General features: G+C 69.1%; 17 protein-coding genes. 4 read left to right on the forward strand and 13 right to left on the reverse strand.

Annotation, left to right across the window (positions count from 1 at the left end; genetic code table 11):
• Positions 1-90: 90 nt before the first annotated feature.
• Entirely contained in the window at positions 91-2,250 is a 2,160-nt protein-coding gene (locus ACGFIQ_RS21240; RefSeq protein WP_393246046.1) for an alpha/beta hydrolase, read from the reverse strand.
• A 144-nt stretch (positions 2,251-2,394) separates the two neighbouring features.
• Positions 2,395-3,417 carry a LacI family DNA-binding transcriptional regulator gene (locus ACGFIQ_RS21245; RefSeq protein ID WP_393246048.1) on the reverse strand — a complete coding sequence of 341 codons (1,023 nt, stop codon included), beginning with the start codon at positions 3,415-3,417 and terminating at the stop codon, positions 2,395-2,397.
• 612 nt (positions 3,418-4,029) lie between these two features.
• Here ACGFIQ_RS21245 and ACGFIQ_RS21250 point away from each other — a divergent pair.
• The gene (locus tag ACGFIQ_RS21250; RefSeq protein WP_393246050.1) at positions 4,030-5,553 is read left to right on the forward strand and encodes an alpha-N-arabinofuranosidase; all 1,524 of its coding nucleotides are present in this window, start codon (positions 4,030-4,032) and stop codon (positions 5,551-5,553) included.
• Between the two features lie 92 nt (positions 5,554-5,645).
• Here ACGFIQ_RS21250 and ACGFIQ_RS21255 read toward each other — a convergent pair whose 3' ends face one another.
• The 6 genes from ACGFIQ_RS21255 to ACGFIQ_RS21280 all read right to left on the reverse strand — a co-directional run bounded on the left by ACGFIQ_RS21255 (position 5,646) and on the right by ACGFIQ_RS21280 (position 12,662).
• The gene (locus ACGFIQ_RS21255) at positions 5,646-7,163 is read right to left on the reverse strand and encodes an aldehyde dehydrogenase family protein (RefSeq protein ID WP_393246052.1); all 1,518 of its coding nucleotides are present in this window, start codon (positions 7,161-7,163) and stop codon (positions 5,646-5,648) included.
• The gene (locus tag ACGFIQ_RS21260; RefSeq protein ID WP_393246054.1) at positions 7,160-8,371 is read right to left on the reverse strand and encodes a fumarylacetoacetate hydrolase family protein; all 1,212 of its coding nucleotides are present in this window, start codon (positions 8,369-8,371) and stop codon (positions 7,160-7,162) included. Before ACGFIQ_RS21260 ends, ACGFIQ_RS21255 begins: the two co-directional genes overlap by 4 nt.
• The gene (locus ACGFIQ_RS21265) at positions 8,368-9,549 is read right to left on the reverse strand and encodes a mandelate racemase/muconate lactonizing enzyme family protein (RefSeq protein WP_393246056.1); all 1,182 of its coding nucleotides are present in this window, start codon (positions 9,547-9,549) and stop codon (positions 8,368-8,370) included. The genes ACGFIQ_RS21260 and ACGFIQ_RS21265 overlap by 4 nt, the downstream gene beginning before the upstream one ends.
• A gap of 8 nt (positions 9,550-9,557) precedes the next feature.
• A complete protein-coding gene (locus tag ACGFIQ_RS21270) occupies positions 9,558-10,388 on the reverse strand; it encodes a carbohydrate ABC transporter permease (RefSeq protein ID WP_393246058.1) in 831 nt (276 codons plus the stop codon).
• Positions 10,385-11,338, reverse strand: a complete 954-nt coding sequence (locus tag ACGFIQ_RS21275) for a carbohydrate ABC transporter permease (RefSeq protein WP_393246061.1) — start codon at positions 11,336-11,338, stop codon at positions 10,385-10,387. Before ACGFIQ_RS21275 ends, ACGFIQ_RS21270 begins: the two co-directional genes overlap by 4 nt.
• Positions 11,339-11,414: 76 nt before the next feature.
• Positions 11,415-12,662: an ABC transporter substrate-binding protein gene (locus tag ACGFIQ_RS21280; RefSeq protein WP_393246063.1), complete on the reverse strand. Its 1,248-nt coding sequence runs from the start codon at positions 12,660-12,662 to the stop codon at positions 11,415-11,417.
• Positions 12,663-12,822: 160 nt separating this feature from the next.
• On the opposite strand from ACGFIQ_RS21280, the gene ACGFIQ_RS21285 reads away from it, so the two are divergent.
• The gene (locus ACGFIQ_RS21285) at positions 12,823-13,623 is read left to right on the forward strand and encodes an IclR family transcriptional regulator (protein WP_393246065.1); all 801 of its coding nucleotides are present in this window, start codon (positions 12,823-12,825) and stop codon (positions 13,621-13,623) included.
• 124 nt (positions 13,624-13,747) lie between these two features.
• Here the strand turns inward: ACGFIQ_RS21285 and ACGFIQ_RS21290 are convergent, their stop codons facing one another.
• Positions 13,748-13,993: a flavin reductase gene (locus tag ACGFIQ_RS21290; protein WP_393246067.1), complete on the reverse strand. Its 246-nt coding sequence runs from the start codon at positions 13,991-13,993 to the stop codon at positions 13,748-13,750.
• A complete protein-coding gene (locus tag ACGFIQ_RS21295; protein WP_393246069.1) occupies positions 13,993-14,286 on the reverse strand; it encodes a hypothetical protein in 294 nt (97 codons plus the stop codon). The genes ACGFIQ_RS21290 and ACGFIQ_RS21295 overlap by 1 nt, the downstream gene beginning before the upstream one ends.
• Positions 14,287-14,577: 291 nt before the next feature.
• On the opposite strand from ACGFIQ_RS21295, the gene ACGFIQ_RS21300 reads away from it, so the two are divergent.
• Together ACGFIQ_RS21300 and ACGFIQ_RS21305 are read left to right on the forward strand one after the other, a co-directional pair.
• Positions 14,578-15,345, forward strand: coding sequence for a DUF5753 domain-containing protein (locus tag ACGFIQ_RS21300; protein WP_393246071.1), 768 nt, complete (start codon positions 14,578-14,580; stop codon positions 15,343-15,345).
• Complete coding sequence (locus ACGFIQ_RS21305; protein ID WP_393246074.1) at positions 15,342-15,524, forward strand: DUF397 domain-containing protein; 183 nt, start codon at positions 15,342-15,344, stop codon at positions 15,522-15,524. The genes ACGFIQ_RS21300 and ACGFIQ_RS21305 overlap by 4 nt, the downstream gene beginning before the upstream one ends.
• An 89-nt stretch (positions 15,525-15,613) precedes the next feature.
• Here the strand turns inward: ACGFIQ_RS21305 and ACGFIQ_RS21310 are convergent, their stop codons facing one another.
• From ACGFIQ_RS21310 to ACGFIQ_RS21320, 3 genes are all read right to left on the reverse strand, one after another.
• A complete protein-coding gene (locus tag ACGFIQ_RS21310; RefSeq protein ID WP_393246076.1) occupies positions 15,614-15,832 on the reverse strand; it encodes a hypothetical protein in 219 nt (72 codons plus the stop codon).
• A gap of 55 nt (positions 15,833-15,887) precedes the next feature.
• Entirely contained in the window at positions 15,888-16,184 is a 297-nt protein-coding gene (locus tag ACGFIQ_RS21315; protein WP_393246078.1) for a chorismate mutase, read from the reverse strand.
• Between the two features lie 132 nt (positions 16,185-16,316).
• The gene (locus ACGFIQ_RS21320) at positions 16,317-16,778 is read right to left on the reverse strand and encodes a PLAT/LH2 domain-containing protein (RefSeq protein ID WP_393246080.1); all 462 of its coding nucleotides are present in this window, start codon (positions 16,776-16,778) and stop codon (positions 16,317-16,319) included.
• Between the last annotated feature and the right edge of the window lie 81 nt (positions 16,779-16,859).

Raw genomic sequence — 16,859 nt, forward strand, 5'->3', positions numbered from 1 at the left:
GGATACCGGTGTTGTATCCGGACCAATCTCCAACGCGGCCGGTCGTCGTCTGGGCCCGCCGCAGGCCGGCCAGGGGCTTTGACACAGGCCCTAGCGCTTGAACAGACGCGGCGCCAGGTCGATGAGGTTCTTCTGCCACACGTCCCAGCCGTGCGGCCCGGGGGTCACCCCGTCGAACTCGTAGCGGATGCCGAGGGTGTCCAACGTGGTCAGGGATGCCATGAAGCTCGGGTACACGAAATCGGTCTGGTCGCCGACGTACAGGCGCAGCATCGTGGTCCCGTTGTTGATCGCCTCGACGTCGACGCCGGTGCCGCTGCCGAAGCCGGCCGACAGTGCCGCGACGTAGGCGAACTCACCCGGGTGGGCCCGCAGCACCCCCAACGCCTGCCCGCCGCCCATCGACAGCCCGGCGATGGCCTGCTGCGACGACTCGCTGGAGACGTGGTAGCGGGCGCGGGCCGTCGGCACGATGTTGTCCAGCAACTCCCTGGTGAAGTTGGACGAGTTGCCGTTGCCCATCACCACGACCATGGGCGTGAGGTCGCCGTCGAGGAACTGGTGGTCGAGAATCTGCTTGGCGCGGCCCATCTCGACCCAGTCGGTGTGGTTCTGGCCGCCGCCGTGCTGGAGGTAGAGCACGGGATACGGCTGCGGCCGGGCCGGATCGTATCCGGGTGGCGTCCACACCAGCGCGGTGCGCTCCTGGCCCGCCACGGTGCTCAGATAGGTCATGCTCTCGACCGTGCCGCCCCGGCCGGCGGGCACGTCCGACAGCAGGCGGGCGCCCGGCCCGGGGAGGAGGAAGGTGCTCCACGTCGGTTCGGTGGTCACAGTCGTCGGGTTGGCGGTGTCCTTGACCGCGACCCGGTCCACGATGAGCCGGTAGTAGTAGAACCAGGGCTTCAGCGGACCCACTGTCGCTCGCCACCGGTCGCCCTCGCGAGTCAGCGGCACACGCAGCCAACTGCCGCCCGGCGCGATGTTCGCCCATACCGTGACGTGCTGGGCGTCGGCGAAGTCGGTGGTGGTCTCGAAGGTGACGAAACCGTCCCTGGTGACGAAGGGCGTCGGGGTGGTGCCGGCCGGCGGCGGGGCGAACTCCCCCGTCAGCGGCCGGTGACCGGGGCTCGGGCCGTGGTCCGACACGTGCTGGAACAGCCGCGGCACGAAGTCGACCAGATTCTCCTGCCAGGTCTGCCAGTTCGCACCGCCGTCCGGGTTGACCCCGTCGAACTCGAAGCGGACATCGGCCCGGTCCAACGCCCGCATCAGCCGATAGGTGGTGTTGTACGCGGGATCTGTCACGTTGCCCGTGTAGAGGCGCAGCAGCTTGACCGCCCTGGCGCTCTTCCGGTCGACGGCCGGGGCCGCGTGGCCCGAGAACCAGCCCACCTGGCCGAACTGGCCGGGACTGGCGACGGCCGCTCGCAGTGCCCGCGTCGCGCCGTCGGACACGCCCGCGATCGCCTGGTGCGCCGGGTCGCGCAGGACCCGGTACCGGTCGGCGACCGCCTTGCGCAGCTCCCTGCCATCCGCACCGTCGGCGTCGTTGATCACGACCACCATCGGCCTGCTGGCGCCCTCGGCCGCGAGGTTGTCGAGGATCTGCCTGGTCCGGCCGAGGTCGAGCCAGTCGGTGGTGGGCACGTCCTCGCCCGACTGCAGGTAGAGCACCGGGTAGCCCCTGGACCCCTTGGCCGCGTATCCCGGTGGGGTCCAGACCAGGGCCGACCGCTGCTCGCCCCTGGCCCGGTAGGTCAGGGTCTCGACCCTGCCGCCGGTGCCCGGCGGCACGTCCGCCAGCCACCGTGCCGAGTCACCCGCGACGAGGAAGGTACTCAGCAGGGGATTGGACGCCACACCTGTGCTGTTCGTCGGATCCTTGAGACTCAAGGTGTCGTCGGCGGTGAGCTGGTACTGGTAGAGCCCCGGCTTGAGCGGGCCGAGAATGCCCGACCACACGTCGCCACGCCGGGTCAGACCGAACTCCGCCCAGGCCGCCGAGGGGCCGATGTTGCCTTCGACGACGACCTGCGACACCGTGCCCAACTGCTCCTGGATGTACGCCGCGGGAACTGTGAACGAGGCGTAGCGATCCGGGGAGACGTCCAGCCACGGCGTTTCCGCCGCGGCCGGCTGCGGCGCGAGCAGAACAGTCGCGGCCGCCATGACTCCGGCGGCGAACACCGCCGAGAGCCGGCGTACGCCCGATCGGCGTGAACGCCAGTGGTACGTTTCGGTTGTCACGCTCCACTCCTTTCCTGCGCCGGCAGCGGATGCGACCCGACTGACCGGCTCAACTCATCGGTGGATCTCGCCGCGGGTCTGCGTGCACACCTCCTTCGCCGTCCTGCCACGGGCGCACCCGACGGGATCACTCGCGGACCCGGGTCACCCTCGTGCCGTGCCTCGTGGTGGCGCGCTCGATCCGCGGATGACCAGGCCGGTCGGGAGCACCACCTGGCGCGGCCCCTCCCACTCGCCGGTCACCAGCGACTTCAACATGCGCGCGGCCTCGTACCCGAGTTGGTACATCGACTGGTCCACCGTGGTCAGAGCGGGCTCGGTCAACGCCGACTCCGGGATGTTGTCGAATCCGACGACGGACAGGTCTCCGGGGACCGAGAACCCCAACTCCGCGGCGACCTCCAGCACCTTGAGAGCCATCCCGTCGCTCGCCGCGAAGATCGCCGTTGGCGGGTCCGCCCGTCGCAACAGGGCGCGCGCCAGCGGGACCGCCGACTCGGGGTTGAAATCTCCCTCGCCGATCAGCGTCGGATCGATCGGGATGCCGGCGTCGCTCAGCGCCGCCCGGTATCCCTCCTCCCGAGACCAGGCCGCCGCGAGGCTGGATCGGCCCGCGATGAACCCGATCCGTCGGTGGCCCAGGCCCAGGAGGTGCTCGACCGCTGTGGTCGCGCCCGCGAGGTTGTCGGCAGTCACCGAGGGCGCCGTCGAGCCCCGCACCGGGTCGATGGCCACGATCGGCGTCCGGCTCCGCACCTCGCCCCAGGGTGTGACGACGATGCACCCGTCGGTGAGGGTGCCCGACAGGCGGGCCACGTGCCGCTTCTCCCAACCCTCCGAATACGATCCGTACAGGTCGCTGTTGGCGTAGATGATCAGGTCGAAGCCGGAGCGACTCAGCGCCTTCATCGCCCCCTTGAGCACCTCCGCCGTGTACGACTGGAAGCTGTGTGTCACCAGGCCCAGGACGTTGGTGCGGCTGCGCCGAAGGCTGGTGGCCACCAGACTCGACTCGTAGCCGAGCTGCTCGATGGCCGAACGGACCTGAGCGACAGTGCGGGCACTGACGCCGTAATGTCCGTTGACCACCCGCGAGACGGTCGCGGTGGAAACGCCGGCAACCCGTGCCACATCACTCATTGTCGCCGGCGCATTGACCTCGATCATGCCGCTCCCTCTGGACTGCAATCGTTATCGGTTACGTTTCCAGGGTGTTGCCAACGTAACCGACAGGGATTACGAGCACAAGACCTCCGAACCCGAGACAACTGTCCTACCAGGACACCTGTGGGGTCACGATGGACCGACGCGGACCGTCCCGAAAATGTGGCCGACCGTCACTCCTGACGGCCGAGGAGAGCTGCCGAATTTCGCGGTTGTCCGGCCCGGAAGAATGGCGGGCGAGCGCCGTCGGAATTCATTCCGCCCAACGACGAGGCGAACGGCGAAGCGGGAATGTGGTCCACCGAAAACCGGTCCGGGTCGACGTGTTCCCTACCGCAAACGTAATCGGTAACGTTTACATAGATCGAGAACGTAACCGACCGCCACCGCGATGTCCAGACCTCGCACGGCCACCACCACCCTCGGTTCCGCTGCCGCGGCAGAGAGCTCGGCGTCGGGGCCTGCACGAAGGGAGCCCGTCCTGAACCCCCACCCCAACCCGCCGGAGCACCTGGCCGGCACCGGATGTCCACTCCCCCACCGCCACCGGCTGCCCGCCCGACCCAGGGCGGACCGGCAGGCCGGGATCGCGCCGATGGCCACCGGGGAGGCGCCGTGCACACCGCACGTCTGAGCCTGGACCCCCGTCGGCGCGTCGCGCCGGTGCCGCGCCGACTCTTCGGCTCGTTCGTGGAGCACCTGGGTCGCTGTGTCTACACCGGCATCTACGAACCGGGGCACCCGACGGCCGACGCCGACGGCTTCCGGGGCGACGTCCTCGCGCTCGTGCGCGAGTTGGGCATCACCACGGTCCGCTATCCGGGCGGCAACTTCGTCTCCTCCTACCGCTGGGAGGACGGCGTCGGGCCGGTCGCGCAACGACCGGCCCGGCTCGACCTCGCCTGGCACAGCCTGGAGACCAACGCGTTCGGGCTCGACGAGTTCATGCGCTGGCTCGGCAAGGCGAACGCCGAACCGATCATGGCGGTCAACCTCGGCACCCGGGGCACCGCCGAGGCGGTCGACCTCCTCGAGTACGCCAACCACCGCGGTGGCAGTCACCTCGCCGACCAGCGGCGCGACAACGGCGCGACCGACCCGTACGGGATCCGGCTGTGGTGCCTGGGCAACGAGATGGACGGCCCGTGGCAGGTGGGCCAGCGCAGCGCGACCGAGTACGGGCGCCTCGCCGCGCAGACCGCGAAGGCCATGCGCCGGTTCGATCCCGATCTGGAGCTCGTCGCCTGCGGCTCGTCCCACCTCGGCATGCCCACGTTCGGCAGCTGGGAACGCGACGTGCTCACCGAGGCGTACGACGACGTCGACCTGATCTCGCTGCACGCCTACTACCAGCCGGTCGACGACGACCTGCGCAGCTTCCTCGCCTCCGCCGAGGACATGGACACCTACATCGACGCCGTCACGGCCATCGCCGACTCGGTCGGTGCGATCCGCCGCTCGACCAAGAAGATCATGATCGCGTTCGACGAGTGGAACGTCTGGTACCAGTCCGCCGCCCCGTCGACGCCGCCGAGTGGCGAGGACTGGCCGGTCGCGCCGCCGTTGTTGGAGGATCACTACAGCGTGGCCGATGCCGTCGTCGTCGGTGGCCTGCTGATCAGCCTGCTGCGGCACAGCGACCGGGTGGCGGCGGCGTGCCAGGCGCAACTGGTGAACGTCATCGCACCGATCAGGACCGAGCCCGGCGGCTCGGCCTGGCGGCAGACCATCTTCCACCCGTTCGCCCGCACCGCCCGGCACGCCCGGGGGGCGGTGCTCGACGTGCTCCGCGACGGCAGCACGACGACCACCGACCGCTACGGTGACGTGGCGGCGGTCGACGCGGTCTCCACCTGGGACGACAGCACCGGCGAGCTGACCGTGTTCCTCGTCAACCGCGACACCGACACCCCGGCCCAGGTGACCGTCGACGTCAGCGGCGCCCAGGTGACCGGGATCATCGAGTGTGTCACCGTCGGCGGCACCGACCTGGACGCCAAGAACACGGCCGACGGCCCGGACCACGCCGAGCCGCGCCCCAACGACACGGCGCGACAGGCCGACGCGGACGTCCGGCTGACCCTGCCCCCCGCGTCCTGGACGATGCTGCGGATGCGGGCCACGGAAGCGACCCCGTGACCGGCTGAGGCGGCGGCGCCCCGGCCGTCACTCCGGTGACCGGGGGTGGCGGCCGGGGTTCGTCCCACCGGGGAGGTCGATGGGTGCGGTGGCTATCGCACCGCCTGCTCCAACCTCCCGTCGACGCGCCGGGGAATGGCGGTGTAGCCGTCCTGTAGTTCCTCGGGAAGCACCCAGGCCGGGGCGTCCTGCCAGGCCAACGGGCGAAGGAAGCGCCGGATCGACGTGGCGCCGACCGAGGTGTGCACGGCGTTGGTCGAGGGCCAGGGCCCGCCGTGGTGCTGGGCCCACGACACCCGCACGCCGGTGGGATAGCCGTCGAAGACGATACGACCCGAGCGGCCGGCGAACCTGTCGACGAGCCGGCGTACGACACCGGCGTCATCGGCCGGTCCACGATGGATCGAACCGGTCAGCGACGGGGGGACGGTCGCCAGCACGGCGTCGAGCGCGGCGACGTCGTCATAGCGCACCACGACCATGAGCGGGCCGAAGCACTCGTCGGTGAGCTCGGCGGTGAGGCCCGGCAGATCGACCTCCAGGAGCGCCGGCGCGACGCGGAAACCCTCGCCGGGGTCGACCTGCGCGCGCGCCGCGACACGGGCACCAGCCTGCTCGAACGCCGTCGCCTGCTGCTCGTACGCGGCCTGGATGCGGTCGTTGAGCAGGATCGCACCGCCGGTGGCGGCGACCTTCTCCCGCAGCGTTTCGACCAGGCGCGCACCGCTCGGATCCGACGGCACGAATGCCAACCCGGGCTTCGTGCACAGTTGGCCGCCCGAGTTGGTGAAGGAGGCGAACAGCCCCTCGGCGATCTGCTCCGCCCGGTCGGCGGCCGCGCCGGGCAGGACGACGATCGGGTTCACGCTGCTCAGCTCGGCGTACAGGGGAATGGGGTCGGGTCGCTCGTCGATGGCCGCCTGGATGCCACGGGCGGCGCCGACGGAGCCGGTCAGGGCTGCGGCGCGGATCGCGGGGTGGCGCACCAGCGAACGGCCGGCCTGCTCGCCGTACACGGTCGCGACCACACCGTCGGGCCCGCCCAGGTCGCGGACGGCCGCCGCGATGGCCTCGGCCGAGGCGTGCGAGGTCAACGGGTGCGACGGGTGGGCCTTCAGGACGGCGGGACAGCCCGCGGCGAGCGCGGCGGCGGTGTCACCCCCCGCCACGGAGAAGGCGAACGGGAAGTTGCTGGCGCCGAAGACCGCCACCGGCCCGAGGGGTACGAGCATCCGCCGCAGGTCCGGGCCGCGTCCGAGCGGTGTGTCGGCGGCGTGGTCGATGGCGGCCTCGACGTAGCCCCCGTCGCGCAGCACGTCACCGAACATCCGGAACTGGATCGCCGCCCGGGTGAGTTCCTGGTCGAGTCGCGCGTGGCTCAGCCCGGTCTCCGCCTCGGCCGCCGCGACCAGGTCCCCGCGACGGGCCTCCAGCGACGTGGCGATCGCGTCCAGCAGGTCCGCCCGGCCGAGTCGGCCCAGGCCGGACAGCCACTGCGCGGCCTGGGACGCCTGGCTGGCGATCACCTCCAGCCGAGGCTCGTCGGTCTCGGTGAGTTCCGTCGTACGACGTCGACCGTCGCGGGGGTCGACAGTGCTGACCACGTTCACAGCAGTCCTCTCCTTACCAGATTGCCCATCAGATCCCGGACGCCGAACTGCCAGGGCTCACACTCCTGGGCGTGCCGTACCCGGTTGACCAGGGTGCCCAGAGCCGGGCAGCCGATGCGTACCACGTCGTCGATCTTGTGGGTGAAGCCCTCGCCGGGGCGGTCCCGGTCCTGGGTGGGCGCGAACATCGTGCCGAGCATCAGGGCGGCACCGTCGGGGTAGCTGTGCTGCGGGCCGATCAACTGCCGCACCAGGTCCGCCGGGTCGCGCGACATCTGGGTCATCTGCGAGACCGCCGCCAGGTGGAAACCGTCCACACCGCGGACCTCCAGGCTCACCTCGAGCTCGCGCACCCGGGCCAGGTCGAACCGCTCGTCGAACAGCCGGATCAGGGGGCCGAGGGCACACGAGGCGTTGTTGTCCTTCGCCAGGGGAAGCAGGAGCGCCGAGCGGCCCTCGACATCGCGCAGGTTCACGTCGTTGCCGAGGGTGGCGCCGACGATCCGGCCGCTGGACTGGATGATCAGCGTGACCTCGGGCTCCGGATTGTTCCAGGTCGACGAGGCGAGGACCCCCACCGGGACGGCCGTGCCGACGGCGGAGAGGATCTGCCCCTTGGTGAAGATCTCGGCGTCCGGCCCGATCCCCACCTCCAGATACTGACTCCAGACACCCTCGGTGACCAGCAGGCTCTTGAGCCGCTCGGCCTCCGCCGAGCCGGGCACCAGGCTGTGCAGGTCGGCACCGATGTCGGCGAGCATCCGGTGTCGGATGTCCGCGGCGAGGGCCAGGTCACCGCGGGCCCGTTCCTCGATGACGCGTTCGATGAGCGAGACGGCGAAGGTCACGCCGGCGGCCTTGAGTGCCTGCAGGTCGACCGGGGCGAGCAACCAGGGCCGGGTGGGGTCGCGGGTCGCGGCACCCGTGTTGGCCAGGATCTCTCCGAAGTCGCCGAGCCGCGGCCCGTCGAGGCCGGCCACGGTCGCGGCGGGGTCGGGCAGTTCGCAGATGTCCCGGATGGTGGGGAACCGCCGGCTCAGGTCGATGACCTCGCCGCCGCGGACGGTCACGGGTGAGGGGCCGTCGCCGGCCGGATCCCAGATCCGGCCGATGAGGACACTGTCGTCGACGTCGTCCGGCAGCGCCTCGGCGGCGGTCCCGCACCAGTCCGCGCCGTCGGGCTGTCGCCGGGGCTGGGGCACCGTCATGAGCCGCTCTCCAGGTTGAAGAAGGAACGCTCGTCGCGCGGACGGATGTCGTACACGGAGTCCTGGAACATCCGGAGTGGATGCGGTGTGAACGGGTGCCGCTCGATCGCGTCCAGATCCAACTCGATGCCCAGTCCGACTCCGGTCGGGATGAGCACGTCGCCGTCGGCGGTCAGCACCAGCCGTTCGTTGGTGATCTCGGGCCGCCACGGCACGTCGGTCGCCATGATCTCCAGATACCGGAAGTTGGGCAGCGTCGCCCCGAGTTGCAGCGTCGCGGCCGTGCTGAGGGGGCCGCTCGGGTTGTGCGGCGCGAACCCCACGTAGCTGGTCGCCGCGAGCGTCGCGACGAAGGCCAGCTCGGCGATCCCGCCGGCGTGCGTCACGTCGGGTTGGACGAAGTCGACCGCCTGGCGGGCCAGCGCCGGCGCGAAGCCCTGCCGGCCGTACCACCGCTCCCCCGCCGCGATGGGCACCGGCGACGCGCGGCGGATGTCGACGAGCGCATCGAGGTTGTCCGGCGGGCACGGCTCCTCGAACCACACCGGGTCGAACTGGGCGATCTCGTTGGCGACCCTGATCGCGTGGCGGACGTCGAAGCGGCCGTGCCCCTCGATGAACAGCTCGACGTCGCGGCCCACCGCGGCACGGACGGCGTCGATCTGGGCGAGCACCCGATCCAACTGCCCGGTGGTGATGGTGAGGTCGTAGTTTTCGAACGGGTCCCACTTGAGGCCCCGGAAGCCGGACTCCACCGTCCGGCGCGCGGCCGCCGCGTAGTCCTCGGGCGTGACCGCTCCGGAGAACCAGCCGTTCGCGTACGCGCGCACCCGGTCGCGGGTCGCACCGCCGAGCAGCCGGGAGACCGGGACACCGAGGTCGCGCGCCGAGATGTCCCACAGGGCCATCTCCAGCGAACTCAGCGCGGTCATGATGACCGGCCCGCCGCGCCAGTACCAGTCCCGCGCGGTCTCGTAGAGGATCTTCGAGATGCTTGTGGGATCCAGGCCCACCACCGCCTCGGCCAGCTCGGCGATCGCGCCCTGGACGGCCCGTTCCTTGCCCTCCAGGGTGGCCTCACCGAGCCCGGTGATCCCCTCGTCGGTGTGCACCCGCACGATGACGAGGTTCGTACGGTAGAAGTCGACGACCACCGTGTCGACGGAGACGATCTTCATTCTTCGGCTCAACCCTTCACCGCGCCGGCGGTCATGCCGGACACCACGTACTTCTGCACCAACAGGTAGAAGGCGACGGCGGGCAGCGTGAACAGGAACGCGACGGCCATCACCGTCTGGATCGGTGTACCCAGTTCGCCGATGAAGTTCGCGATGCCGACGGAGGCCGGCTGAAGGTCGGGGTTGAAGATGAACGTCACCGCGAACACGTACTCGTTCCAGGCGTGGAAGAAGGCGATGACCGCGGTCGCCGCGATCGACGGTGCGATCAGCGGCACGTTGATGCGGGTCAGGGTGGTGAAGGGCCGGGCACCGTCGGCACGCGCGGCCTCCTCCAACTCCTTCGGGATGCCGTCGATCGCGCCCTTGAGGATCAGCGCGACGATCGGCAGGACGAAGGCGGAGTTCACCAGCACCAGGCCGGTCAGCGAGTCGAGCAGTTCGAATCGGCGGAACAACGCGAACAGCGGCACGACCATGAGCGCCTCGGGAAGCATCTGCGTGAACAGCAGCACGACTGTCAACACGGCCTTGCCGGCGAACGAGAACCGGGACAGCGCGTAGCCGAGCGGGATGCCCAGGCCGACCGAGACGACCATCGTTCCCACGGCGATGACGAGGCTGTTGAGCAGCCAGCCGGCCGCCTTGCCCTCGGCCAGCGCGTCGACGAACACCCCGAACTGACCGAGGTCCGGCGTGAGCCGGGGCCGGTCGGCGAAGAGGTCGCTGTTGCTCGACAGCGCCGTGACGAACATCCAGTACAACGGGAACACCGCTACACCGAGTACGACGAGCACGGCGACGATCCGTGCGGTGACACCGAAACGGAAGCGCCTCATCGGGCGTGCTCCTTCTCCACGGCACGGGCAACCAGTCGGCTGCCGATGACGACGATGAGTGAGATGACGACACCGACCATCCCGATGGCCGCCGCCGATCCGAGTTCCTTCGAGTCGAACGCCTGCGAGTAGAGGTCGATGACGAGCGTTTCGGTGGCGCCGACCGGCCCGCCCTTGGTCATCAGCCAGATCAGCTCGAACCGCCGCAGCGACCAGATCGTCATCAGCAGCGCCAGCAGGCCAACTGTGGGCTTGATGACCTGCCAGGTGACCGCGCGGAAGGTGGCCCAGCGTCCCGCGCCGTCCACGGTCGCGGCCTCGTTGAGGTCCTGCGGGACGGACTGCAACGCGGAGAGCAACACCACGGAGGTGAACGGGAACAGCTGCCAGATGGTCGTGGCGAGCACCGCCGGGAGGGCGTAGCGCGGGCTGTCCAGGATGGCACCGCCCGGCACACCGAGCCCCACCGCGTCGAGGAACCGGTTCACGATCCCGTACTGCGCGTTGAGCATCCAGGTGGCGATGAGCGCGACCGCGATGCCGGGAGCGGCCCAGGGGACCGTGACGAGCGCCCGCGCCACACCGCGGCCCCGGAACTTCCCGTTGAGCAGGAGTGCGACGACGAGCCCGGCGCCGATCGCGACGACGACGCAGGTGATCACGTAGACGACGGTGATCAGCAGGGTGTGGCGGAACTCCGGGTCACCGAAGATGCGCTCGAAGTTGTCCAGCCCGACCCACTCGCTCTTGGTCGGGTTGAGCAGTCTCGTCCGGGTGAAGCTGAGGTACACCTCCTGAACGAGAGGCACCGCCTGGAAGACGAGGATGAACAGTGCGGCGGGTGCCAGGAACAGGTACGGCGTCCACCTGCTGCCCAACGGGCTGGGCCGACGCCCGGCCCCGGGCCGGGGTGTTGTCTTCGGTGCTCCGGTCTGCTCGACCACAGTCATCGGGTTCGATCCTTCTGGGGAAAGGACGCTGCCGGCGCACGTCGCGTCACGCCGGCAGCGTCGCCGTGTCGAGCGGTCAGCGGACCAGGTCGGTCGCCTGCTGCTGGGCGCGGTCCAGTGCCGACTTCAGGTCGGCCTTACCCTGCAGTGCCGCGACCACGTTCTGCACGACCACCTTGCGGATGTCCGGTGTCTTGGCCTCGAACCCCAACACGATCTGCGGCAGACTGGTCTCGGTGAGCCCGTCGAAGACGGTGAGGAACGGGGTCGCCTTGAGCGACTCGGCGCTGCGCTGCGTGGTGGTGGCGACGCTGCTCGCGCCGAGGATCTCCTGCAGCTTGACCTGGTTCTGTGGCTCCAGCGCCCACTTGATGAAGGTGGCGGCCTCGTCCTTGCCCTCGCTCGCCTCGTTGATCACGATCGGCGCGAGGATCGCACCCTGCTTGCGGACCGGGAACGGGATGGGCGCGACTGTGAAGTTCAGCTTGGCGTTCTGACCGCGCGTCGCGGTCACGTAGCCCCCGTTGTTGAGCTCCATCCCGACCTTGCCCTCGGCGAACATGCGCCGGAACGTCGCCGCGTCCGCGCCGCGCGGGATCACCTTGGCGTCGTACAGGTCCTTGTACGCCTGCAGACCCGCGAGGTTCGCCGGCGAGTTGATCGTCAGGTTCTTGCCGTCGGACCACGCGCCGCCGAAGCCGTAGACGTAGTTGAAGATGTCCTGCCACACGCCGGCCTCTTCGGCCTCGGTCTGCCGGAACGCCAGGCCGAAGACGTCGCCCTTGGTCAGCGACTTGGCGGTGGCGGCGAACTGCTCGTAGGTGGACGGCGGCGTCGAGATCAGATCCGCGTTGTAAAACATCGCGTAGTTCGACGCCTCGAAGATGATGCCGTGCCGGACACCATCGTGGACCATGAACTGGTCGGGCTGCTTCAGCAGGTCGTACTTGCCGGCATCGATCAGCTTGTCCAGCGGTGCGACGAGACCGGCGTCGGACGCGGCCTCGAACTCGGGCATGTCGAAGCGGACCAGGTCGGGGCCCTTGCCGCTGCCCATCTGGGTGAGCACCGTCTGGCCGAAGGTCGGGTACGGCACCGCGGCGGCGGAGACCTGGACCTTGGTCTGGCTCGCGTTGAACTCGTCGAGCCACTTGGTCAGCAGAGGTCCGCGGCCCGGATCGCCGAAGGTCGAGGCGGCGAAGGTCAGTTTGGTGACACCGTCCCCCGAATCGCCGTCGGAGCCACAACCGGTCAGGAGAGCGGCGACCACGCCGAGGGCACATGTCGCCCTGGCGATGCCGAAGCGAGCGCGCTGGTTACCCATCGTTACTCCAGTGTTACGAGTCAGCATCATCTGGATGAAATTGCAACGATCGTAGCGCCATGCGCAACGGTGTCAAGAGGCGATTGCACATGGCGTCATCTATATTGCATAATGTGCAATGGTAGCGACGGTCCGGCCGTCGCGTGAGGGAGGCACAGCCTTGGCGCAATCGATTCGCCGCGCGATCGACCTGATCCGTCGATCCGCGGAGCACCCGCTGTCCCTTACGGAGGCTGCGGACGTGCTCGGCGTCCACAAGTCCACGGCCCTGCGCATCCTGCAGACACTGGAGTCCGCGCGCTTCGTCCGGCGGACCGGCGCGGGCACCTACGTGCTCGGCAGCGGCCTGATCGAGTTGTCCGAACTCGCGCTCGGCTCGATGGACCTCCGCCAGCCCGCCGCCGCACACCTGCGTGCGCTGCAACGCGAGACCGGCCACACCGTACACCTGGCACAGTTGACCGGCGACGAGATCATCTATATCGACAAGGTGGACAGCCCGGCGTTCGACGCCGTCAAGCTGCCGTCCCGGATCGGCCGGGCGGTGTCCGTCTACGCGAGCGCCGTCGGCAAGACGATCCTTGCCTACCTCCCCCGCGAGGAACGCGACCGCCTGCTCTCCCATGTCGTCTACGAGAGATTCACCGACACCACCTTCACCGACCGCGACGCCCTCGACGCCGAACTTGCCCGCATCCGCGAAAACGGCTGGGCCACCGACAACGGTGAGCACGACGCCTACGTGATGTGCGTCGCCGCGCCGATCAGGGACTCCCGGGGCCAGGTCATCGCCGCCGCCTCGATCACCGCGATCGAGGTCATCGCCAGCCTCGACCAGCTGAAGGGCAACCTGCCGCGCCTGCTGGAGACCGCGAACCAGATCTCCAACGAACTCGGCTACACACCCCCGTCCGCCCCGAGCCCGGCCGCGCCGGAGGATGGCCGAACGACAGACGGGTGAGGGCGCCCCTCAGCGTCCGGTCGACCCGGGCGCGATCCACCACACCACGTTTCGAGCAGCTTCGGCTCCCGCAGCCCGCTGGCCATCTCGACCAGCGCGACTCTTTCAGTAAGGACTTATTCGCCTAGCGGCGCTCGGCCCAGCCGACGAAGCGTGGCGCCAGGTCGGGCAGCGTGGCGTCCGGGTTGAGCTGACTGAGGTCGACCTCGGCCTCCTTCTGGACCCCCGCCAGGTGAAGCAGCAGGCCCGGCCGATTTTCGCGGAACTCGCCGAGCAGGCGCAGCTTCGCGGCCGAGCAGGGCCACAGAATGCCGCAGTTCGGGCAGCGCCACGACGGGCGTAGCGGCTTGTGCTCCGGCTCGCCGCGCATCAGCCGACCCTCACAGGGCCGCGACGGATGGGCTGCCGGCGGGCGGGCCGGGGCTTGTTCGGTGCGGCGCCGTGCGCCTGCAACTGCACACCGCCGCGCATCACGAACAGTTCGCGCCGTGCAACCGCGTCGCCCGCCGCGTTCAATTCATAGCAATCTATCCATATCCATCCGTCGTACGTGTGCCGATCAGGCAATTCGCGAATCATTCGGACGGTGATCGGGCGCAGGAACTGCACGCTCGCGGCGGTCGTCAGAAGGACGACGTCACCGGCCCTCATCTGCCCGATCATTGCGCCACCGGCCAGATCGGGCCATGGATCCTGGCGGCCACGGGAACATGCGGCTGCACAGGAGTGGGCTTCGAGTCGTCGGGCACAGTCTCTCCCCCTACTGTCGTTGGGAAGGGGCCTCCCCGACGGATGCTCGTCGTCAGGAGTAGCCCCGCTTGCGAACGCGTCCGCCGAGTCTCAGTGCCTCCACGGGCCGCGCCGCCTATCGCCACCTTGCCGACTGTTGCGTCACCAACACACTGCGTAGCAGGATCTCCTGTAGACGATCGGGACGATCTGAGGAGGCAAAGGATGAACCACGCGGTTATCGAAGCCATGTCGGCCGTAGGCGAGACGGCGGACAGCCTCGCAGATCAGATCGGCGTTGACCCCAAGACAGCAGCCAAGTGGGCGAACCCTGGACGCATCCCCCAGACTCGGCACCGCTCGAAGGTCGCCGCGTTGTTGGGTCGTGAAGAAACCGAGCTATGGCCGGACGTATTGAAACGTCGGGAACCTTCCTGGTTTCGGCGGTGGGTCGACGTCGAACGGGAGGCGGTCGCGCTGCGCGCATTCCAGCTCGCGTGGGTGCCGGGCCTACTGCAGACCGAGGCGTACGCGCGGGCCACGCTCGCGTGGGAGGCGCTGACACCTGCTGAGACAGACGAGTTGGTGTCCGCGCGCATAGACCGGCAGGCGGTCCTGACCCGGGAACGCGGCCCGCTGTTCGTCGCCGTCCTGGACCAGGCCGTACTGGAGCGTCCCATCACCGCGGACCGATCGGTCATGGCCGCTCAGCTTGACCGCCTGGTGCAGTGCTCCGAGCTGCCCAGCGTCGAGCTTCACGTGATACCGCGCGAGACGATGGCCTACCCAGGGCTCAACGGACCGTTCACCATCGCCGATCTACCGGACGGGACGCGAGTGGCACACGTGGATAGCCAAGCGCACGCGCAGATCATTGAGCAGGCGTCCGAGCTTGGTACGCTCGAACGACGGTGGGAACGCATCCGGAGTGAGGCTCTACCCCGGGGGCGATCAGCGGAACTCCTGAGAGAAGCGGCAACATCATGGACATGACCGGCGCGCAGTGGCGCAAGAGCACCAAAAGCGGCAGCAATGGTGGCGACTGCGTAGAGGTCGCCGACAACCTCCCCGGCGTCGTACTCGTGCGCGACACCAAGAACCGCGACGGCGGAACGCTCAACTTCAGCTCCCAGACCTGGCGCTCCTTTCTTTCGTTCGCCAAGCAGCACTGACCCGGAAGCGCAGGAAGGCCCGGCCTCCACACTCGGGGGCCCGGGCCTTCCTGTTTCGTGTCTCAGTCGTATGACGTCGCCGTGGAGGGTCACGCGTGTCCGCGTTCCCTCCGACCCCCTCGGCCGAGGTCTGGTGACCGCTTGAGCAGGACGACACCGCCCACGATGAAGATGATGCTGAGGACCAGCCCGGTGACGTTGCCCTGGGCCAGGGTCGCGAAGACGCCCAGCAGGCCGATGATGACCGCCACCCCGCCGGCAAGTCGCATGAGGTAGCCGCCGACTGACTTGACTCGTTCATTCGCCATGGTGATTCTGTGCCCGACGGGCCGGTGCCACAAACACGTGCTGGCGGCGGTGCGCTCAGGCTCCGCCGAGCCGCTGGTGCTCGCCGGTCTCCATGTCGATGAAGGTCTGGATCATGGCGCGGTAGATGCGCTCGATGAGGTCCGGGTCCGCGCCGGCCTCGTCCGCCAGCGTGCGGACCCGGGCCACCACCTGCGCGACCCGGTCCGGCGCACGGACCGCCTGCGTGTCGCTCTTGAGCGGGGCCGCTCGCCGGACCAGGGCCTCCCGCCGGGCGAGCAGCCCGACGAGCGCCGCGTCCAACTCGTCGATCTGGGCGCGGATGTCGGCGAGCGCCGACGCGGTGTCTGTCATGCCGGGAATCGTGGCACAGCGGGGTCGGCCGCGCGGACCGCCGCCAACCCGCCGGGAACGCCGAGCACGGCGGTGTCCCCGACCGCCCCACTGGCCGGGGACACCGTTGTCGTGCTGCGTTGTTCGACGACCTCAGGGGCAGTCGAACCAACGGGTCTCCTCGCCGTCGCCGTAGTAGGCGTTCATCGGGCAGGTGTACCAGGTGCCCGTGGCGTGCGCGTAGATCTGCGCGTGCTCCGGGTACCACTCGGAACCGTTACTTCCCTTGTAGACGCCGATGAAATCGGGGCGGCCGATGTCGAACCACGAGAACGGCCCGAAATAGTCGTTGCTGTTGCGCTCGAAGTTGTCGGCCGAGTTGTCGAGGTTGACGTAGCCGGGCGATTCGGCGACCGTGCCGTAGACCTTCATCTTCACTGTGGCGTCGGTGCCGGCCCCGTTGATGTTCGCGGTGTGCACGAAGATCGTGTACTGCTGAACAGCGTTGGTGCCGATGTCACCGGCCTTGGCGGCGCTGGCGGCGGTGCCGCCGAGCAACGCCGTCATCATCACGACGAGCGCACCGCCGAATGCGACAGGAATTCGGAATCTCATGGCTGACTTTCCCCTCTGGAGACCTGTTCGTGATTGCTGCGATGGCAGTGGAATGACTGTGGCAGCGCCTACTGGCGTGCC

It is taken from the genome of Micromonospora sp. NPDC048898 (genome assembly GCF_043198035.1).
Taxonomy (GTDB): domain Bacteria; phylum Actinomycetota; class Actinomycetes; order Mycobacteriales; family Micromonosporaceae; genus Micromonospora.